Raw genomic sequence first — 18120 nt, 5'->3', positions numbered from 1 at the left:
ATGACTGACGTCGCCCCCGCCGGCGGTCCGCTGTCCGATCTCACCGTCGTCGAGATGGGCACGCTGATCGCCGGGCCGTTCTGCGGCCAGATCCTCGGCGACTTCGGGGCCGAGGTGATCAAGATCGAGGATCCGAAGAACGGCGACCCGATGCGCCAGTGGGGCCGCACTCTGCCGAAGGGGCTGTCGCCCTGGTGGCCGGTGATCGCGCGCAACAAGCAGTCGGTCACCCTCGACCTGCGCAAGCCGGAGGGCCAGGAGCTGGCCCGCGCGCTGATCGCCAAGGCCGACATCCTCGTCGAGAACTTCCGGCCTGGCGCGATGGAGAAGTGGGGCCTCGGCTGGGAGGCGCTGTCGGCGCTGAATCCCCGGCTGATCATGGCCCGCATCTCCGGCTTCGGGCAGACCGGGCCCTATTCGCAGCGCGCCGGCTTCGGCCTGATCGGCGAGGCCATGGGCGGCCTGCGCCACGTCACCGGCGAGCCCGACCGGCCGCCGTCGCGCGCCGGGATCTCGATCGGCGACAGCCTGACCGGCATGCACGCGGCGATGGGCGTGCTGATGGCGGTGCACGCCCGCCACCGCACCGGCCGCGGCCAGCTGGTCGACGCGGCGCTCTACGAGAGCGTCTTCGCGGTGATGGAGAACCTGGTCACCGAGTACGACCTGACCGGCTACACGCGCGAGCGCTCAGGCTCGATCCTGCCGAAGCTGGCCCCGTCGAACGTCTATCCCTGCGCTGGCGGGGAGATGATCCTGATCGGGGCCAACGCCGACACCGTCTTCGGGCGGCTGGCCGAGGCGATGGGCCGGCCGGAGCTCGGCGCCGATTCGCGATTCGCCGACCACCGCAGCCGCGGCGAGCACCAGGCCTTGATCGACGAGATCATCGCCGAATGGACGGCGACCCAGCCGCTGGACGGGCTGCTGCAGCTGATGGAGACGCACGGGGTGCCGGCCAGCCGGGTCTACCGCGCGCCGGAAATGCTGGCCGATCCGCAGTTCGCCGCCCGCGAGGCGATCGTCGAGGCGGACCATCCGGTGTTCGGCCGGATCAAGATGCAGAACGTGTTTCCGAAGCTGGGCGCGACGCCCGGCGCGGTGCGCTGGGTCGGGCCTGCGCTGGGCGAACACACCGAAGCAGTGCTCGGCGAACGCTGCGGCTGCTCCGCCGAGCGGCTGGCGGCGCTGCGGGCCCAGGGCGTCATCTAGGGCGGCGCCACCCGGATGGGCCCCCGGTCCGCGACCTCTGCCGCGGACCGAAGTTGGAGGAAGGATCGCTTGACGCGGGCGATGTCCCTGGCCGCCGGTCCGGCCTCTGCGAAAGCTCCGCAGATCTCCTGAAGCGAGGTCTATAGCGTAGCTTTTGATAGAGACAGGCGACGCCTTGTCTCAGGGCTGCGGCAGGACAACGCGCCCCCCGGGATCAGTCCCCGGCCAGCAGTTCGGCCACCGCCGCGGCGACCTGGGTCACGTCGTAGGGCTTGCGGATCACCGGCGCTTCGAAGCCGCCGGGGGCGCCGCCGGTCTCGCCGTAGCCGGTGGCGAAGACGAACGGCACGCCCCGCCGGGCCAGCGCCTCGGCCACCGGGGTGACCGAGCGGCCGTTCAGGTTGGCGTCGAGCACCGCCGCGTCGATCGGCCGGTCGAGCAGCGCCATCGCCTCCTCAAGCTCGTAGGCCGGACCGACCACCTCGGCGCCGGCTTCGGACAGGCCGGTCTCGAGCTCCAGCGCCAGCAGCACCGCGTCCTCGACGATCAGCACCCGCGAGCCCTTGAGGCTGCGCCGCGGCGCGCGCGAGGCGGTGACGGTCTCGACCACCCGCGCCTGCGGGACCTCGGGCACCGATTCCGGCCGCGGGGCGACCGCGGCGGGCCCGGCGACCAGCCGCGCCCAGGCCCCGGACGGACGATACTCGACCACCGCCTGGCCGTTCAGCTCGCGGCCGGTGACCTGCTCCAGCAGGGTCGAGCCGAAGCCGCGGCGGGTCGGCGGGGCGACGGTTGGACCGCCGCTTTCGCTCCAGATCAGTTCGAAGCCGCCATCCGGCAGCCGGGTCCAGCGCACCTCGACGTGGCCGGTGTCGACCGACAGGGCGCCGAACTTCACCGCATTGGCGGCCAGTTCGTGCAGCGCCAGCGACAGCGCATTGGTCGCGCGCGGCGTCAGGAACAGCTCGGGCCCTTCCCAGTGGGTCTGGCCGGGCGCCAGCGCCCCGAGTTCGGCCGCGGCGACGTGGTCCACCGCCGCGCCGCGCCAGCGCGCGGCGGTCAGCAGTTCGTTCGCCGAGCCCAGCGCCTTCAGCCGGCCGGCGAAGTTCTCCAGGAAGGCGTCCAGCGAGGTGGTGCGCTTGGCGGTCTGGTGGGCCAGCGCCTTGACCGCCGCCAGCATGTTCTTCACCCGGTGGTCGAGTTCGGCCATCGCCGCCTGGCGCTGCTCTTCCTCGAGCTTCAGCGGCGTCAGGTCGCTGACCAGCCCGATGACCCGCGCCAGCCGCCCGTCGGCGCCGAGCTCGGTCACGCCGGACACGCGCAGCCAGACCACGCGGCCGTCGTCCTGGCGGATCTGGCGGAAGTCGAGTTCGAACGGCTGGCCGTCGGCGACCACCTGCTCGCGCATGCCGGTGACGAGCGGCAGGTCGTCGGGGTGCACGAACGCCTGCCACACCGTGCCGCCCTGCGCCGGCATCTCGCCGGCCGGAACGCCAGTCAACGCGGCGGCGCGCGGACTGATGACGACCACGTCGCTCACCAGGTCCCATTCGATGGGTCCCAGGCCGGCCGCCTCCAGCGCACGTTCCAGCCGTTGTTCGTCCACGCGTGGTCCGCCTATCGCACGTTGTTCCGCGAACATAGGCGCAAGCCCGAGCCCGCGCGATAGGAACTGCACCGCGCCCGTGTCGTTTCAAAGGCCGGGGCGAAAGCTCAGCTTTTGCGATCCCGCCGGAACTTGCCTATGTTGTTTCCCGTTCAGGCAGCGCGCCCCGCTCGCCGCCGGGGTCCCAATCTTTCGGAGACATCACCATGCCCTCGAACGCCGCTGACTACGCGAAAGAGGCCGCTTCTGCGGCGAGCGCCGACAGCAAGCAACTGACCGCCGAGGCGCAACGCGTCTTCTCTGAATACCGCGGCAAGATTCAGCAGGCGGTGCAGGACGGACTGGAGCAGTTCCGCGCGCAATCGCGCACCTACGCCGACTCCGCCGGCGAACAATTCGACCACGCCCAGCAATACATGACCGAGCGCGTGCGTGAACGCCCGCTCGCCGCGACCGGCGCCGCGCTGGGCCTGGGCGTGCTGATCGGCCTGCTGCTCGCGTCCGGCCGACGTTGATCAAGAAAGCCATCTCCCTCGCCGCCGCCATCGCAATGTTGGCGGCGGCTGCGGCCGTCTGCGTATTCGCGGCGGCCTTCGCGCTTTATGCGCTGCTTCGCTATTCGATGACCGCCGCGGGCGCCGCGGCGGTAGTCGCGCTGGTGTTCGCCGCGATCGCCGCCCTGGTCGGCGTGATCATGCTGCGCAAGGGCAATCCGCCGCTCGACCGCCGGCAGGACCAGAGCATGACCACCCGGCTGTTCGACCTGGCGCGCGAGAAGCCGGTGATCGCCGCGGCGGCCGCCGCGGCCGCCGGCTTCATCATGCTGCGCAATCCCAATCTGTTGACCGCGGCCTTCACCGCCGCGATGGCCGGCCGCGCCAAGCAGGCCGAGCGCCGCGCCCGCGGCCGCTAGGCGCGCACAGACGCCCTGCAATCCGCATGACGACCGCTCCTCCGCCGCGCGGAGGAGCATCTCGTGCCGATGCATTCCCCTCACATCGACTTGAGTAGTTCACCGCCGGGAACGGCTGTGCTGGGCGGCACGTTGACTTGAGCAAGCGGACCCTTCGTCCGCCAACTCAATCGGTGCGCCCAATGGCGCGTAAGGAGAACGCTCAATGCTCGGATGGGCCCTGACTTTCCTGGTGGTCGCCCTGATCGCCGGTCTGCTTGGTTTCACCACGATCGCGGGTGCGGCCATGGGGATCGCCAAGATCCTGTTCTATGTCTTCCTGGTTCTGTTCCTCGTCTCGATCGTCATGCACTTCGTGCGCGGCCGCGGGGTGCCTTGACCGCGTCAGCGTCGGTCGAGCGACCAGGTCCGATACGGCTCGAAATGCGAGCCGGTCCAAACGAGGGCGGCGACACGGATCGCCGCCCTTTCGATTTCCACCACATTGAAACCGGGCGGCACGCCGCGTTCGCGCACCGAGAGCGTGCCCGCCCCCACCGCATAGGTCCGCCCGTCGGCGTAGGGGTAGGGCCAGGCGAACGGCGCATGGATATGGCCTGACAGCACCAGGTCGACGCCGGCGTGGGCGAAGGCCTGGGCGGCGGCCGCGCCGCGCCAGACCCGCGCCGTCATCGGCCCGCCGATCATCTCCGCCAGCGGGTGGTGGCAGACCACCACCCGGACGCTGTCGCGGGGGACCTCGGCGAACCAGGCCAGCGCCCGGGCGACCTGGCTGCGGGCGATCTGCCCCTTCGACCAGTTGAGCCGCGGCTGGATCCCGCGCGCGGTGTTCAACCCGCGCACCGCCAGGCCGGGAGTCAGGAAGCTCTGTTCGCCGGCCGGGCCCAGCCGCGCCTCGAACCGGTGGAACGGCGCGAACAGCCGCTGCGGCACGGCGAAATAGGGCGCGTCGTGGTTGCCGGGGGTGACCAGCCGCGCGCCCTCCAGGCTGGCCAGCCAGTCGGCCGCGGCGCTGAACTCGTCGTGCTCGCCGTAGCGCGTCACGTCACCGGAGATCACCGCCAGGTCGAACCGGCCGCGGTTGATGTAGTCGCGCGCGCTGGCGATCGCCGCGACGTTCTCGCCCCCGAAGTGCAGGTCGGACAGATGGGCGAGGCGGATCATGCGTCGCCCAGCCCCGCCGGCAGGCTGAGGACCCGCACGATGTTCGGCTCGAACCGGACCGTCGCCGAACTGGTCAGCCGCACCGCCTCGCCGTCGAGGATCGCCGGGATTTGCTCGGCCGCCCAGACCCGCGCCAGGCGACAGGGCCTCGCCTCCACCGCCGGCGCGTCGCGCCACTCGCCGCGCAGGGCGTGGAAGCCGAGGCTGACCGCGTCGCGGACCCCCTGAACGTCGAGGATGGCGGCCTCCAACGCCGGCGCGTGGGTGTCGAGCGCCCGCGAGATCGACGGGCAGAGGAAGCTGAGCGCCAGCGCCTTGTCGCGCGGGCCGCCGTCCAGCGCGAAGCGCAGGCGCCCGGTGAAGGCCCGCCGCAGCGCCCGCTGCGCGCGGTTCCACGCCAGGGTTAGCTGGCCGTAGCGCGCCGCCTCGCGCGCCGGGGCCCACAGCGCCGGCGAGCCGAGGATGGCGGCGACCAGGAAGTGCCGGCCTTCAACCTCGCCGCCGCCCAGCATCCGCACCTCGCCCTCGGCCATGGCGGCGCTCAACGCGTCCTGCCACGATCGGGCGCCGTAGATGGCGTGCGGCAGCAGGTTCATCGTCCCGCCGGGCAGCGGCGCGATCACCGGGCCGTCCGGGCCGCAGAGTTCGGCGGCGGCCCGCACCGTGCCGTCCCCGGCCAGCACCACCAGCAGGTCGGGGCCGGAGTCGATCGCCGCGCGCAGACAGTTGGTCAGGTCGTCGGTCGAGGGCGCGAACACGTGCGCGCTGACGCCGAAGTCGGCGAGGATCTTCTTCAGCTCCTCGGGGGCGTCGGCGTCCACGCCGCCGGAGGCGACGTTGGCCACGACTTCGACCCGCCGGAGCTTCGCCGCCGCCGCCCGCACGGCCGGCGGGTCAGCTGGGGTTCCGGGTTCGGGTCTCAAGCGACTGGCCGGCGTTGCGCAGGCTCTGGCCGGCGTTGCTCGCGGCCTCGTTCACCGCCGGCGCGGCGCGGTCGGCGGCGATGTTCAGCTGCTGGTCGACGACGTCGCCGGCGCGCATGAACGAGCCGTTCGCCGCGGCCATCCCCAGCAAGGCCGCCCCGACCGCGGCCAGCAGGAAGGTCACGGTCATCATCAGGGGATGGCGTTTGCGCCCGGCGCGCTCGTCGCGGCGGCCGCGCTCGTAGGCTTGGCGCAGGTCGGCCTTTTGCAAGGCGTCCAGCGCGGATTCGTCTTGGGTCACGCGTCCGCCGATCATCGGTAGAATCCTTGGCTGAGCTGTGGTCTCGGCGGCAGAACGGCGGGGCCTCGACAGGGGTTCCGGGAACTGTGAAGGTTATCCGGCGTTAGGCGGCTGGGGACGAAATAAGGAAGCTCTCATGCTGAAGCCATGGATTGCCCTGGCAGGCGCCAGCCTGCTGGTGACGGCCTGCGCCAACGATCCGCACACCACCAACACCACGCTGGCCGGCGGCGCCCTGGGCGCGGCGGCGGGCGCGATCATCGGCAACAACGTCGGCGGCGGCAGCGCCGCGACAGGGGCGTTGGTCGGCGGCGCCCTGGGCGCCAGCGCCGGCGCCTACAAGGGCTGCCGCGACCAGGGCGGCTGCGGCTCGCAGCCGGCGGGCCGGCGACAGTACTACGACGAGCGCGCGGGCCGGTATTACTACTACGACTCCGCTTCGGGCCGTTACTACTGGGAGGACGGCGCGCCACGGTCCTGACCGTGGACGGGGGCCGGGGGATTTCTGGGAGGGCGGCCGGCGGTTCGGCCGCCCTTTTCCGTGCGAGGGCTGGGAGCTGACATTGGATAGATACGACAGAAAACGCTGCGTCGCCGCGGCCGCCTTGGCCTGCGTGACGGCGCTCGGCGGCTGCACGACATCGCAGTCGGCGCGCGCCAAGCTGGTGCAGGCGCCGAGCAACTGCGTGGACCAGAGCGTCCAGGTCTATTTCGAGCCGTGGTCGGCGGAGCTCACCCGCGAGGGTCAGACGGTGATCGACAACGCCGCCGCCAACGTGCGCGGCTGCCGGCTCGGCGGCGTGCAGGTGACCGGCCTGGCCGACTCGGTCGGCGCGCCGGGACCCAATCTCGAGCTGTCGCAGCGCCGCGCCCAGTCGGTGACCCACGCGCTCGCCGCCGCCGGGTTGCCGCCAGCGGAATTCAGCGTCGACGCCGCCGGCCAGACCGGCGCGGTGACCGCCGACGGCGCATCCGCGCCGCTGCGCCGTCGGGTCGACGTGAACCTGCGCGTCCAGCGCTGACTCGCGCTTTGCGCGAGCTGACCGCCCACGGCTGAGCGCAGATAAAAACGGCGGGCCCCTTGGGGCCCGCCAGAGTGTGCATCATCGAGAAAAGGGGTGCGGAGACGGCAGACTGGCATGCTCGCCAGTCTCAAGTCGGGGGGGGCGTCGCCGCCTCCGCAGGCATACAACACGCGCGGCGTGTGACCGTTCCAGGGCGGGGGAGATTTTTGCAGATTTTTCTGCGGCGCATGCGCGCCGGCCGCGCCGCAGCCAGGCGCCAGCATAAGCCCGTCAATCCAACATACGCAAAAGACAAGGCTTCCGACAACAGCGACGCTACCAGTTGCTCCCGGGGAACAGCTGCGCCGCCGAGCACGTTAGGCGCGGGTGGTTCGGACGGTCGTCCAGCGCAGGAAAGGTCGGCCCGATGCGTGAGGAGTTCGCGACCCGCGACAGTCACGTCTTGGTCAAGACGCCCAACGTCCGCCAGCTGGCGTTCCGCCGGCGGGCGGTGGTTGCGGGCGGCCTTCTCGCCCTAGCCCTGGTCAGCGGCGTTGTCGGCGCCCTGAGCCATCGAGGGGGCGAGGCGCTGGGCGAACCGAAGACCGGACCGTTCAGCTACCTGTCGGAGTAGGAGTATTGCTCATGGCGCCGTCCACGCGCTCCAGTCCCCAACACCTGAACGTGACCCGCGCCCGCCAAGGCCGGCTCGGCCGCGACGTCCTCTTCGTCCTGCTCGCCGCCCTGCTGCTGGTGGTGGTGGGCTTCTTCGCCACCTGGACCTGGAAGGCCAACGACCTAGCCAGCACCGAACCGAACAACGCCCGCGAACAGGTCGACGCTCAGCCGTTCGCCGCGCCGCCGCCGGCCGCGGCGACCCGCCAGAACTACGGAGAAGGCGGACCAATGGCCCCGCAGAACCACGGCAACCCCGGACAGCCGTCGAAGACGCCGTAATCCAGAACGCAGAACGGCCGCCCGATGGCGGCCGTTTTCGCCAGGCGTCCGGTCCGCCGTCGCCGGCGGCCGCCGCTACATCACCGACTGGCCGCGAAACGCGCGGACCGCGAAGCTGACGATCAGCAGCACCAGGAACACCACGAACAGCACCTTGGCGATCGACGCGGCCAGGCCGGCCAGGCTGAAGAAGCCCAGAAAGCCTGCGAGGATCGCCAGCACCGCAAATGTGATCGCCCATCCCAGCATGAAGGGTCTCCGGAACGAAAACGGACGCCGCGTGGCGCGGCGCCCGTGCCGTGTCCCAAACGTCGCGCCGCGGCGCGCGTTCCCCGTCGGGTCAGGCGGCCTGGCGGCTCGACTTGCGCGGATGGAAGAACAGCGCCTGGCCGATCGCCGCCTTCACCGTCTCCGGCTGGAACGGCTTGGTGATCAGGAAGGTCGGCTCCGGCCGCTCGCCGGTCAGCAGCCGCTCGGGGAAGGCGGTGATGAAGATTACCGGCACGTCGTAGCGGGCCAGAATGTCCTTCACCGCGTCGATGCCCGATGAGCCGTCGGCCAGCTGGATGTCGGCCAGCACCAGACCCGGGGTCTTGCGGGCGACGGCGTCGACCGCCTCGGTGCGGGTCGCAGCGATGTCGACCACCGTGTGACCGAGTTCCTTGACCAGCGCCTCGATGTCGGCGGCGATGACCGGCTCGTCCTCGATGATCAGCACGTCGGTGGCCAGTTCGGCGTCGATTTCGGCCTGGGCCTCGGCGATCAGCCGCTCGACCTCGGCGAAGTCGGTGCCGAGGATCTGCGCGGCCTCGGTCGGGGTGAAGCCTTCCAGGGCGGTGAGCAGGAAGGCCTGCCGCGAGCGCGGGGCGATCCGCATCAATCGGCGGGTGGTGTCGTCGCCGTCCGGCCGATCGTCGTCGCCCGGCGCTTCGAGCTGGGCCCCGGAGGTGCACCAGATCGCATGGAACACGTGATAGAGCGCCACCCGCGGCGTCAGGTTGGCCTCGAGCACGCGCTCTCCGGCCGCCAGCGCCTCGAGCGCCACGCGCACGTAATGGTCGCCGGTTGTCTGATCTCCGGTCAGCGCGCGAGCGTAACGGCGCACATAGGGAAGATGCGGCGCCAGTCGGGCAAGAAGACTCAAGGGTTCACCCCTCCGTTCGATGCAACACATGTCGCCGCCGGAAGGCTGACCCCCCGACAGCTTTCATCATGTCCCCAAACGCCAGGCTCGGGAACCGGTTCCCGAAGCCAGGTGTTTTCGGCATCCTGCTCCCCACGTGGGGGAACTGGGCGCGGGGGTCGGGCGTTGAGCGCTGACAAGGAAGTTGAGAGGGGGCGGCCGCCGCATCAGCGGACTGCCGATGACATGATCGAACAACGGCCTACTGAAGAACGACGCAGGTCGTCCGCCGCCATGGACGAAGCGCGTCTGCGTCAACAGGCGATCGGCGTCCGCCTGCGTCAGATGTTTGATGAGGTGGTGAACGAGCAGGTGCCAGAGGAATTCCTCGACATCCTCCGCCGCGCTGACAGCCGTTCGTCGGAGAACGGTTAATGACCGACGAGCAAGTGAAAGCCGCGCCTCGTCCGCGGCAGCCCGCCGACGACGACGCCTTCAAGCGTGAGCTTGTGCAGTTGATTCCGCACCTGCGCGCGTTCGCCCGCACGCTGTGCGGCGATCCGGCGTCGGCGGACGACCTGGCGCAGGACGCCATGATGAAAGCCTGGGACGCGCGCGCCAGCTTCCAGATGGGCACCAACATGAAGGCCTGGACCTTCATGATCCTGCGCAACCAGTTCTATTCCGAGAAGCGCCGGTCGTGGCGGCAGAGCCAGCTCGACCAGGAAGCCGCCGAGCGCACGCTGGTGGCGGTCGACGACCCGGAGGCGCCGGTCGCGCTGGACGAGTTGCGGCAAGGCCTGGCCATGCTGCCGCCGGAACAGCGCGAGGCCCTGATCCTGGTCGGGGCCGGCGGCTTCGCCTACGAGGAGGCGGCCGAGATCTGCGGCTGCGCCGTCGGCACCGTGAAGAGCCGGGTGAGCCGCGCCCGCCGGGCGCTGCATGTCATCCTCGACGCCGGGGCCTATGACCGCGACGGCGCCGAGGCCGGGGACGCCATGCGCTCTATCCTCGCGGACGCGGAACGGCTAAGCACCGCCCGTTGAGGACGGACATCGGCGGATCCATGACCGTCAGGCCTAGGGCTTCGCTGCGCACCATTCGGGTTCGGTTGACCGCGGCGCTGGCGCTCGCGTTGCTGCCGGTCCTGCTGCTTGGCGTGCTGCAGTCGACCATCGCCTTTCGTCGCGAAGACGTGACGCTGAAGGAGAACCTGGCTGCGGCCGCGCAGCGCAGCGCCGCCTCGGCGCGCGCGCGGCTGGAAAGCGCCGACATCCTGCTGCAGACGCTGGCCCCGAGTTCGATCGGCTTCCAGTGCGCGCAGCGGCTGGCGCAGGTCACCGAGCGCATCCCGGGCTACGCCAACCTGATCCGCTTCGATCGCAGCGGGCGGGTGGCCTGCGCGCCGGGCACGGTGCCGATCGATCCGCAGCGCGCCAGCCGGCCGTGGTTCCGCAGCCTGGCCGGCGGCGACGCCCTGGTGGTGACGCGCGAGGCCGACGCCTACGCCGGCGAGCCCTCGGTGCTGGCGGCGATCCGCGCCACGGATTCGAAAGGCGCGTTCGACGGCGCCTTCGCCGCGGTGATCCCGCTCTCGACGCTGCAGCCGACGGCGGATGATCCGTCGCTGCCCAGCCAGGCGGAGGTGGCGCTCGCCGACTTCCAGGGCCGGCTGATCAACTCCACCGACGCCAACGCCTTCGGCGCGCTGCCCGACGACTGGCGCTCGCGCGCCTCGACCCGCGGCGCGACCGTCTGGTACGGCGAGGGCGCGGACGGCCTGCGGCGGGTCTATTCCGCGGCGCCGGCGGTCGGCGACGACGTCTTCGTCGTGCTCTCGGCCCGCTCGCCGGGGCTGTTGTCCTGGTCGCGGCTCAATCCGCTGACCGGCATCCTGTTTCCGCTGCTGACCTTCGTCATCTCGCTGGTCGCCGTCACCGTGGTGATCGAGCGGGTGGTGGTGCGCTGGATCGCCTACCTGCAGCGCATCGCCGCGCTCTACGCCAAGGGCCGGCTGAGCGTGCGGCCGGTGCAGGCCGAGCAGATGCCGCCGGAGATCCGCGACCTCGCCGCGACGCTGGAGCAGATGGCCGAGGGGATCGTCGGCCGCGACGCGTCCTTGCGCGACTCGCTGGCGCAGAAGGACGCGCTGATGCGCGAGATCCACCACCGGGTGAAGAACAACCTGCAGGTCATCTCTTCGCTGCTCAACATGCAGCAGCGGGCGCTGACCGACCCGGCGGCGCGCGCCGCGATGTCCGACACCCGCCAGCGGATCACCGCCCTGGCGCTGATCTATCGCGCCCTCTACCAGGGCCCCGACCTCAAGCGCGTCGACCTGCGGCCGTTCCTCGAGGAGCTAACCGCTCAGCTGGTCGCCGGCGAGATGCTGCACGGGCCGGGCGTGCGCACCGACATCTCGGTCGACGCCCTGGTGATCGACCCGGACCGGCTGGCGCCGCTGGCGCTGTTCGCCGTCGAGGCGATCACCAACGCCCAGAAGCACGCCTTCGCCCAGCGCGGCGGGGTGCTGACCGTCAATTTCCATGTCCACGGCGACGAGGCGGTGCTGGAGATCAGCGACGACGGCAAGTGCGGCGACGACGCGCTCGCCGCCTCCGGCGTCGGCCGCACCCTGATGACCGCCTTCGCCCGGCAGTTGCGCGGCCGCGCCGAAGTCGTGCGCAACGCCGCCGGCGGGGTGACCGCCCGGCTCATCTTCCCGACGCCGTCGGTGGAAACCGCGGATTCCGAAACCGCGACCGGGAACCAAGCTGCAGCATAAACGGTTCCCCCTCCCGACACTGCAAACCCTCGGGAGAATGCGATGCGTAAGGTTGTTCTGTTTGCTGTCTTCGCCGCCAGCATGATCGTGGCGGCCTGCAACACCGTGGAAGGCGCGGGCAAGGACGTGTCCTCGGCCGGCACCGCCGTGTCCAACACCGCCGAGGACGCCAAGAAGTAAGCTGGCTGGCTCGCGGGGCCCCGCACTTCCGCGGCGGGGTCTCGCAGACTCCGCGTGATCAGGCGGCGGCGCGCACGTCGGCCGCACGCCCGAGCACGCAGCCGAACGCGGGATCGGTCACAAAGCCGGGCGGCGCTGGCTCGCCCTGCCCCAGGACCAATACGCCGTCGCCGGCGACCAGCCGCGAGAGCTGATCAGCCGCGCGGGCGCGCGCCGCGTCGGTCAGCGCGCTCAGCACGTAGCGGCACAGCACCACATCGAAGACGCCGAGCGGCGCCAGATCGTCCAGCAGGTTCACCCGCCGCCAGCGCACGTCCTGGCGCAGGCGCTTGGCCAGTTGGAAATGCTCGTCGCGGTTCTCGAAATGCCGCACCAGCTGGCGGGCCGAGAGCCCGCGCTGGACCTCGAAGCTCGAGTAGACGCCGAGGCGCGCGCGATCCAGCAGGCGCTCGCTGAGATCGGAGGCGAACAGCTCCACCGGGCCGGTCGGCGCCGGCTCGTCGGCCTGCAGCATGGCGAAGGAATAGACTTCCTGACCGGCGCCGCAGCCAACGCTCCAGATCCGCACCGCCCCGTCGGGACGCCGCCGCGCCAGCTTGGGGACCACCTCGCGCCACAGATGCTCGAACACCGCCCGGTCGCGGAAGAAGGCGGTCTCGCTCGGGGCCATGGCCTCGACGCAGGCGATCGCCAGCCGCTCCTCGCCGCGGACGCGCACCGCCTCGACCAGTTCGCCGACCGATCCGAAGCCTTCGCGCCGGGCGACGGGGCCCAGGCGGCTCTCGATCAGATAGGCCTTGTGCGGGTCGATCCTGAGCCCGGCGCGCTCGGCGCAGAGCCCCACCAGGAAGGCGTTGTCGTCCGAAGTCATGCCACCCCCGCCAGCGCCAGCTTCTCGGCGACGATGTCCCCGTCGAACGGCTTGATGATGTACTCCGCCGCGCCGGCGTCGAGCGCCTCGCGGATCCGGTCGAGATTGCTCTCGGCGGAGCAGAAGATGACTTTCGGCGCACGCCCGCCGGGCTCCAGCCGCAGGCGGCGCATGAAGTCGAGCCCGCTCATCAGCGGCATGCTGGCGTCCAGCAGCACGAGCTCGGGCATCATCGCCCGGCACCAGGCGAGGCCCTCCATGCCGTCGGCGGCTTCCGCCACTGCAAAGCCGCGGTCTTCCAGCAGCCGTCGTGCGACCTTGCGCACGACGCGGCTCTCGTCGACCACGAGGCAGGTCTTCACTCGACGCCCCTCCTACTCACCGCCTTTTTCGCGCCAATATGGTTAACGAGCCGTGGATCACTCCTCCCCCGCGAAGCGGCGGGAGGGGGACCATGCGCCGAAGAGCGCATGGTGGAGGGGGCAAGCCACGCGCACGACGTCGCCGCGCCCAGGCCGGGGCGAGGTTCGATTCTAAATTCTGTTGAAGGCGTGGAGAGGCGGCGCCCTGCGGCTTGCCCCCTCCACCGCCCGCTCTGTGGCGGGCGGTCCCCCTCCCGCCGCTGCGCGGGGGAGGAAGTCCTCAGATCGGCACGGTCGCGGCGAACACGACGCGCTCTTCATTGACGTCGGCGAACACCCGGCCGCCGGCGTCGGTCAGGAACAGGTGCACGTAGTAGGCCTGCACCCAGTGGCCGTGCAGCCCCTCGCCGAGCGGCTCGCCGCGCAGGCCGCGCAGCACCTCCGGCCGCAGCCGGGCGCGCGGGCCGCCGGCGTCGCAGGCGATCGCCAGCGAGGCGCCTTCCTGCACCGCGCGGACCCGGGCCACGCCGCCGGTCGGCAGCGCCGCGCCGGCCATCTGCGCCAGGTTTAGCAGCGCGCGCGCGGCGGGCTTGTTGATCGCCGGGGTCTCGACCAGCCACTCGAGCTCGGCGCGCATATGGCCGAACACCCCGCGGGCGAGCTTCTCCAGCTCGCGCGCGTCGAAGGTCTCGGCCGAGGCCGAGGCGCCGAAGGCCACCCGCGAGAACTGCAGCAGGTCGGTCAGCTTGCGCGCCGAGGTAGCGATCAGGCCCATGGCCTCCTCGCGCATGTCCTGGGCGGACGGATCGTCCAGCAGGTCCAGGCCCGAGACGATCGCGCTCGCCGGGCTGATGAAATCGTGACACATGCGCGCCGCCAGAAAGGCGGCGAGCTCCGCAGGGCGGACGGCGTTGATGGACGCGGTGGCGTTGGCCTGGTCTTCAGTCATGGCCGGCGACCTTGGCGTGATTTGATCATTTCGAAAACGCCCGGGCCGCCCGCCCGCGGCTAGATTCGCTTGGGCAGGTTCCACTCGTCGGAGGCCGGCGCCGACACGCGCGGCGCATGCGCCGCCGCGGCCGCCTCGCTCTGCGGCGCGCGGCCCAGCGCCAGATAGCTGACGAAGCCGGTGAGGAAGGCCGCCAGCGCCAGCCAGAGATAAGGCTTCAGGGTCTCGAGCAGACTGGCGGCGACCATCGGACGTCCTCACGCGGGGCTTCTCCCCGCAGGCGAACAACGGCGCGGGCCGCCAGGTGGTTGCCGCGCAGGCCAGACCCCTGTCCGGCCCGCGCAGCAGCGCCCGCCTTTACGGCACGGCGCCCACCGGCTCGTGCGCCTGCGCCTCGTGCAGCGGCGGCAGTTCCTCGCGCAGCAGCGCCTGCGGGCCGCGGGCGGCGCGGCGCTTCTTCACCTGGTGGCTCACCGCCAGGCCCAGAGCGACGCCCAGGCCAAGGGTCGCGGCGAGCGCCAGGCCCGGGCGGCCGATGTGCAGCTTGCGGGGCTCGTGCGGCCGCAAAGCTTCGGCCAGGGCCTCCAGCTTCAGCGCCGCGGCGCTCCGCCCCTGGTCGATCCCGCCCTGCACACCGCTGCGGGCGTGGCCGGTCAGGTTGCGGGCGCGGTTCTGCGCGTGGGCGGAGAATTCCCGGGCGCGGCGGCGCACCTGGTCCAGCGGCTTGCGCCGCATCAGGGACGGGCCGGTAAACCGGGGCGTGGCGACGATCGTGATCATGGCTCTCTCCGACAGAGCGCCCGGCGCGGCCGGGCGGACGCGCGCGCAGCGCAGCGGCTGCACGCCGCGGCTTAAGCGGCGGCGCGGCCGGCAGGTTCCCTGGCGACGCTTGAGCGCGACCTGCCGCCGCCCCCGACTTCAACAGGTGCGACCACGGTGCTACAGCACCCGCAAGACCGGGGGAGGATAACGCTGATGGCCGAAATCGCCGCAGAGGCAACGCGCGAGCACGCCGATGGGCCGTCGATGCGCACCGTCGTCGGCGCGTCCGCCGCCGGCACCGCCTTCGAGTGGTACGACTTCTTCGTCTTCGGCAGCCTGACCCAGGTCATTTCCAAGACCTTCTTCTCCGCCCTGCCGGAGACCGCCGGCTACATCGCCGCGCTGGCGCTGTTCGGCGCCGGCTTCGCCTTCCGTCCGCTGGGCGCGCTGGTGTTCGGCCGGATCGGCGACCAGACGGGCCGCAAGGGCGCCTTCCTCATCACCGTGACGCTGATGGGGGCCGCGACCGTCGCCATCGGCCTGCTGCCGAGCTACGCGACCGCCGGCCTGATCGCGCCGATCCTGCTGATCCTGATGCGGATCCTGCAGGGCTTCGCCCTGGGCGGCGAATACGGCGGGGCGGCGATCTACGTCGCCGAGCACGCCAGCGGCGACGCGCGCGGCCGCTCGACCAGCTGGGTGCAGACCTCGGCCGCCTTCGGCCTGTTCGCCGCCCTGATGGTGATCCTTGCCACGCGGGTGATCGTCGGCCGGTTCTTCGGCCCCGAGGCCTTCGACGCCTGGGGCTGGCGGATCCCGTTCCTGTTTTCCGCCGGCCTGCTGGCGGTCTCGATCTTCATGCGGCTGAAGCTGTCGGAGAGCCCGGCCTTCGCCAAGATGAAGGCCGAAGGCGAGACCTCGAAGGCGCCCTTCCGCGAGGCCTTCGGCAGCTGGCCGAACCTGAAGCTGGTGCTGCTGGCCTTCTTCGCCCTGATGTGTGCGCAAGGGGCGGTCTGGTACACCGCCTTCTTCTACGTCCAGACCTTCCTCGAGAAGTTCCTCAAGGTGGCGCCAGCGACCATCAACCTCCTGATGGTCGCCGCCACCGCGGTGAGCGCCGTGGGCTATGTGGTGTTCGGCGCGCTGTCCGACCGGATCGGCCGCAAGCCGGTGATGCTCGCCGGCATGACCCTGATGCTGGTCGCCTACTTCCCCGGCTTCCACATGCTGTCGCAGACCCTCAACCCGGCGCTCGCCGAGGCGGTGGAGCGCACGCCGGTGGTGGTGTTCGCCCCGCCGTCCGACTGCACGGTGCAGTTCGACCCGATCGGCAAGAAGAGCTTCCTGTCGGCCTGCGACATCGCCAAGAGCTCGCTGGCCAACGCCGGCGTCTCCTACCGCAACCAGGCGGCGCCGGAGGGCGCCCTGGCCGAGGTGCGGGTCGGCGACGCGGTGGTCCAGTCGGTCGACGCGCGCAGCCTGTCGCCGGCCGACGCCCACGCCGCCAAGGCCGGGGTGGAGGGGCGCATCAAGGCCGCGCTCGCCGCCGCCGGCTATCCGCCCAAGGCCGATCCTGAGCGCATGAACCTGCTCGGCGCGTTCGGCGTGCTGGTGGTGTTCGTGATCGCCGCGACCGCGCTCTACGGCCCGATGGCGGCGGCCCTGGTCGAGCTGTTCCCGACGCGGATCCGCTACACCGCCATGTCGCTGCCCTACCACGTCGGCACCGGCTGGGTCGGCGGCTTCGTGCCGTTCAGCGCCTTCGCCATCGTCGCCGCGGTCGGCGACATCTATGCCGGCCTCTGGTACCCGCTGGCCTTCACCGCGATCTCGGTCGTCACCTGCGCCCTGTTCCTGCCGGAGACCAAGGGCCGGCGGCTGGACGTCTAAACATCTCCGTCATCCCGGCCGAAGCGCAGCGTAGAACCGGGACCCAGGGCGGCGCGCAGGGCCCCTGGGTCCCGGATCGGCCTTGCAGGCCGTCCGGGATGACGAACTCCTTTCGAGAGCCTCAGCTCGCGATCGGCAGCACCTCCGTGAGCACCCCGGCGGCGTCGAGCGCGGCCGCCTCCTGCCGCCAGCCGGTGCCGACGATCAGCCGCACCACGCAGCGGCCCTCCCCGGCCAGCTCGGCGAGCTGGTCGACACCGCCCGGGCTGCGACGCTCGGCGTCGCGCCGGGCCAGCCCCAGCACGTCGGCGTGGGCGCCCTCATCCGGAATCAGCACGTCGGCGGCCGCCAGCGCGCGGGCGGCGCGCAGGGTCAGAAGGTCGGCCGGGCCGCGCGCGTCGACGAACTGGACCGCGCCGGCCAGCGGCGTGTCGGCGGCCAGCGCCTGGCGCAGCAACTCCGTGGCGCGCGCCATGTCGCCGCCCATCGCCGCCTGCGACGCCGGGCCGGTCAACGCCGCGCGCAGGAAGCTGCGCCGGCGGCCGACGTCCGGCAGCGCCGCGCGGACCTCGTCCTGCAGGGTGCGGAACAGCGCCGCGACCCGCCCCGCGCCCTCGGGCACCCGGGCCTCGATGTCCTGGCGCAGCAGGGTCGCCAGCATCGGCGAAGCGCCGCCGGTGCCGATCGCCGCCACCACCTCGCCGCGGTCGATCACCGCCGGCGTGGTGAAGTCGCACAGCTGCGGCCGGTCGACGACGTTCACCGGCACGTGCGCGGCGCGCGCGGCGGCCCCGGCGGCGGCGGCGAAGTCGTCGTCGGCGCTCGCCACGAACGCCAGCGCCACGCCGGCGTAGCTGGCCGGATCGCGCGCCGCGGCGCCGTCCAGCCGCACCAGCCGGGCGGGCGAGCCGGCGAACAGCCGCACCTTGGCCTCGGCAGGTTCGCCGGAACCGGCGATCACCACCGTGCGGCCGGCCAGCGGGAAGAAGGCGGGAAAGGCGTCCACGGCGACCTCGAACTCAAATCTGAAAGCGGGCTCAGGCTTACCGGCCCCGCAATTCCGATGTCCACTTTTCCGCAACAGGCTCTAGCATCGGCAAAAGCTGGATTGCGGAGAT

General features: G+C 71.5%; 25 protein-coding genes and 1 pseudogene. 14 read left to right on the top strand and 12 right to left on the bottom strand.

The window, feature by feature from the left end; all coding sequences use genetic code 11:
- Window positions 1-1212 carry a CaiB/BaiF CoA transferase family protein gene (locus ACSQ14_RS02125; RefSeq protein ID WP_436009240.1) on the top strand — a complete coding sequence of 404 codons (1212 nt, stop codon included), beginning with the start codon at window positions 1-3 and terminating at the stop codon, window positions 1210-1212.
- Between the two features lie 214 nt (window positions 1213-1426).
- Here ACSQ14_RS02125 and ACSQ14_RS02120 read toward each other — a convergent pair whose 3' ends face one another.
- The gene (locus ACSQ14_RS02120) at window positions 1427-2818 is read right to left on the bottom strand and encodes an HWE histidine kinase domain-containing protein (protein WP_436009238.1); all 1392 of its coding nucleotides are present in this window, start codon (window positions 2816-2818) and stop codon (window positions 1427-1429) included.
- Window positions 2819-3024: 206 nt separating this feature from the next.
- Between ACSQ14_RS02120 and ACSQ14_RS02115 the strand changes: the two genes are divergently transcribed.
- The 3 genes from ACSQ14_RS02115 to ACSQ14_RS02105 all read left to right on the top strand — a co-directional run bounded on the left by ACSQ14_RS02115 (window position 3025) and on the right by ACSQ14_RS02105 (window position 4110).
- Complete coding sequence (locus tag ACSQ14_RS02115) at window positions 3025-3333, top strand: glycine zipper domain-containing protein (protein ID WP_436009236.1); 309 nt, start codon at window positions 3025-3027, stop codon at window positions 3331-3333.
- Window positions 3330-3731 carry a hypothetical protein gene (locus ACSQ14_RS02110; RefSeq protein ID WP_436009234.1) on the top strand — a complete coding sequence of 134 codons (402 nt, stop codon included), beginning with the start codon at window positions 3330-3332 and terminating at the stop codon, window positions 3729-3731. Before ACSQ14_RS02115 ends, ACSQ14_RS02110 begins: the two co-directional genes overlap by 4 nt.
- A gap of 205 nt (window positions 3732-3936) precedes the next feature.
- Window positions 3937-4110, top strand: a complete 174-nt coding sequence (locus tag ACSQ14_RS02105) for a DUF1328 domain-containing protein (protein ID WP_436009232.1) — start codon at window positions 3937-3939, stop codon at window positions 4108-4110.
- Between the two features lie 5 nt (window positions 4111-4115).
- Here ACSQ14_RS02105 and ACSQ14_RS02100 read toward each other — a convergent pair whose 3' ends face one another.
- Genes ACSQ14_RS02100 through ACSQ14_RS02090 form a run of 3 tightly spaced genes read right to left on the bottom strand, consistent with a single transcriptional unit; the run spans window position 4116 to window position 6119 of the window.
- A complete protein-coding gene (locus tag ACSQ14_RS02100; protein ID WP_436009230.1) occupies window positions 4116-4895 on the bottom strand; it encodes a metallophosphoesterase family protein in 780 nt (259 codons plus the stop codon).
- On the bottom strand, window positions 4892-5740 hold the full coding sequence (locus ACSQ14_RS02095) for a diacylglycerol/lipid kinase family protein (RefSeq protein ID WP_436009228.1): 849 nt from the start codon (window positions 5738-5740) through the stop codon (window positions 4892-4894). Before ACSQ14_RS02095 ends, ACSQ14_RS02100 begins: the two co-directional genes overlap by 4 nt.
- Before the next feature lie 49 nt (window positions 5741-5789).
- Window positions 5790-6119, bottom strand: a complete 330-nt coding sequence (locus tag ACSQ14_RS02090; protein WP_436009226.1) for a hypothetical protein — start codon at window positions 6117-6119, stop codon at window positions 5790-5792.
- Between the two features lie 136 nt (window positions 6120-6255).
- Between ACSQ14_RS02090 and ACSQ14_RS02085 the strand changes: the two genes are divergently transcribed.
- From ACSQ14_RS02085 to ACSQ14_RS02070, 4 genes are all read left to right on the top strand, one after another.
- Window positions 6256-6600 (top strand): hypothetical protein, encoded by a 345-nt coding sequence (locus ACSQ14_RS02085; RefSeq protein WP_436009224.1) that lies wholly within the window; start codon window positions 6256-6258, stop codon window positions 6598-6600.
- 82 nt (window positions 6601-6682) lie between these two features.
- A complete protein-coding gene (locus ACSQ14_RS02080) occupies window positions 6683-7141 on the top strand; it encodes an OmpA family protein (RefSeq protein WP_436009222.1) in 459 nt (152 codons plus the stop codon).
- 409 nt (window positions 7142-7550) lie between these two features.
- Window positions 7551-7757 (top strand): hypothetical protein, encoded by a 207-nt coding sequence (locus tag ACSQ14_RS02075; RefSeq protein WP_436009220.1) that lies wholly within the window; start codon window positions 7551-7553, stop codon window positions 7755-7757.
- 11 nt (window positions 7758-7768) lie between these two features.
- Window positions 7769-8080 (top strand): hypothetical protein, encoded by a 312-nt coding sequence (locus ACSQ14_RS02070; protein WP_436009218.1) that lies wholly within the window; start codon window positions 7769-7771, stop codon window positions 8078-8080.
- Window positions 8081-8155: 75 nt separating this feature from the next.
- On the opposite strand, the gene ACSQ14_RS02065 is transcribed toward ACSQ14_RS02070, so the two are convergent.
- Window positions 8156-8329, bottom strand: coding sequence for a DUF1328 domain-containing protein (locus ACSQ14_RS02065; protein WP_436009216.1), 174 nt, complete (start codon window positions 8327-8329; stop codon window positions 8156-8158).
- A 91-nt stretch (window positions 8330-8420) separates the two neighbouring features.
- Window positions 8421-9224 carry an anti-anti sigma factor/receiver protein PhyR gene (gene phyR, locus ACSQ14_RS02060; RefSeq protein WP_436009214.1) on the bottom strand — a complete coding sequence of 268 codons (804 nt, stop codon included), beginning with the start codon at window positions 9222-9224 and terminating at the stop codon, window positions 8421-8423.
- A 165-nt stretch (window positions 9225-9389) separates the two neighbouring features.
- Here phyR and nepR point away from each other — a divergent pair, with 165 nt between their 5' ends.
- The 4 genes from nepR to ACSQ14_RS02040 are packed head-to-tail and all read left to right on the top strand — an operon-like array spanning window position 9390 to window position 12168.
- Window positions 9390-9638 carry an anti-sigma T factor NepR gene (nepR, locus tag ACSQ14_RS02055; RefSeq protein WP_436009212.1) on the top strand — a complete coding sequence of 83 codons (249 nt, stop codon included), beginning with the start codon at window positions 9390-9392 and terminating at the stop codon, window positions 9636-9638.
- Window positions 9638-10249 (top strand): sigma-70 family RNA polymerase sigma factor, encoded by a 612-nt coding sequence (locus ACSQ14_RS02050; RefSeq protein WP_436009210.1) that lies wholly within the window; start codon window positions 9638-9640, stop codon window positions 10247-10249. Before nepR ends, ACSQ14_RS02050 begins: the two co-directional genes overlap by 1 nt.
- A gap of 20 nt (window positions 10250-10269) precedes the next feature.
- The gene (gene phyK / locus ACSQ14_RS02045; RefSeq protein WP_436009208.1) at window positions 10270-11988 is read left to right on the top strand and encodes a sensor histidine kinase PhyK; all 1719 of its coding nucleotides are present in this window, start codon (window positions 10270-10272) and stop codon (window positions 11986-11988) included.
- A gap of 42 nt (window positions 11989-12030) precedes the next feature.
- Window positions 12031-12168: an entericidin A/B family lipoprotein gene (locus ACSQ14_RS02040; protein ID WP_436009206.1), complete on the top strand. Its 138-nt coding sequence runs from the start codon at window positions 12031-12033 to the stop codon at window positions 12166-12168.
- A gap of 58 nt (window positions 12169-12226) precedes the next feature.
- Here the strand turns inward: ACSQ14_RS02040 and ACSQ14_RS02035 are convergent, their stop codons facing one another.
- The 5 genes from ACSQ14_RS02035 to ACSQ14_RS02015 form a co-directional block, all read right to left on the bottom strand.
- Window positions 12227-13039 carry a CheR family methyltransferase gene (locus ACSQ14_RS02035; protein WP_436009204.1) on the bottom strand — a complete coding sequence of 271 codons (813 nt, stop codon included), beginning with the start codon at window positions 13037-13039 and terminating at the stop codon, window positions 12227-12229.
- On the bottom strand, window positions 13036-13401 hold the full coding sequence (locus ACSQ14_RS02030) for a response regulator (RefSeq protein ID WP_436009202.1): 366 nt from the start codon (window positions 13399-13401) through the stop codon (window positions 13036-13038). The genes ACSQ14_RS02035 and ACSQ14_RS02030 overlap by 4 nt, the downstream gene beginning before the upstream one ends.
- 280 nt (window positions 13402-13681) lie before the next feature.
- Entirely contained in the window at window positions 13682-14350 is a 669-nt protein-coding gene (gene chpT, locus ACSQ14_RS02025) for a histidine phosphotransferase ChpT (protein ID WP_436009200.1), read from the bottom strand.
- Between the two features lie 59 nt (window positions 14351-14409).
- Entirely contained in the window at window positions 14410-14598 is a 189-nt protein-coding gene (locus ACSQ14_RS02020) for a hypothetical protein (RefSeq protein WP_436009198.1), read from the bottom strand.
- 109 nt (window positions 14599-14707) lie between these two features.
- A complete protein-coding gene (locus ACSQ14_RS02015; RefSeq protein ID WP_436009197.1) occupies window positions 14708-15130 on the bottom strand; it encodes a hypothetical protein in 423 nt (140 codons plus the stop codon).
- A gap of 195 nt (window positions 15131-15325) precedes the next feature.
- Here ACSQ14_RS02015 and ACSQ14_RS02010 point away from each other — a divergent pair, with 195 nt between their 5' ends.
- Together ACSQ14_RS02010 and ACSQ14_RS02005 are read left to right on the top strand one after the other, a co-directional pair.
- The gene (locus ACSQ14_RS02010; protein ID WP_436009195.1) at window positions 15326-17002 is read left to right on the top strand and encodes an MFS transporter; all 1677 of its coding nucleotides are present in this window, start codon (window positions 15326-15328) and stop codon (window positions 17000-17002) included.
- A gap of 10 nt (window positions 17003-17012) precedes the next feature.
- Window positions 17013-17105, top strand: a pseudogene (locus ACSQ14_RS02005) (hypothetical protein); the annotation flags it as partial.
- Between the two features lie 18 nt (window positions 17106-17123).
- Here ACSQ14_RS02005 and ACSQ14_RS02000 read toward each other — a convergent pair.
- Window positions 17124-18008: a precorrin-2 dehydrogenase/sirohydrochlorin ferrochelatase family protein gene (locus ACSQ14_RS02000; protein ID WP_436009193.1), complete on the bottom strand. Its 885-nt coding sequence runs from the start codon at window positions 18006-18008 to the stop codon at window positions 17124-17126.
- Between the last annotated feature and the right edge of the window lie 112 nt (window positions 18009-18120).

The organism is Phenylobacterium sp. LjRoot219, from assembly GCF_964252995.1.
In the GTDB taxonomy this organism is placed as follows: Bacteria; Pseudomonadota; Alphaproteobacteria; order Caulobacterales; family Caulobacteraceae; genus Phenylobacterium.
The sequence above is the reverse complement of the archived record's forward strand: the minus strand, read 5'-3'. Positions and strand labels throughout refer to the sequence as shown.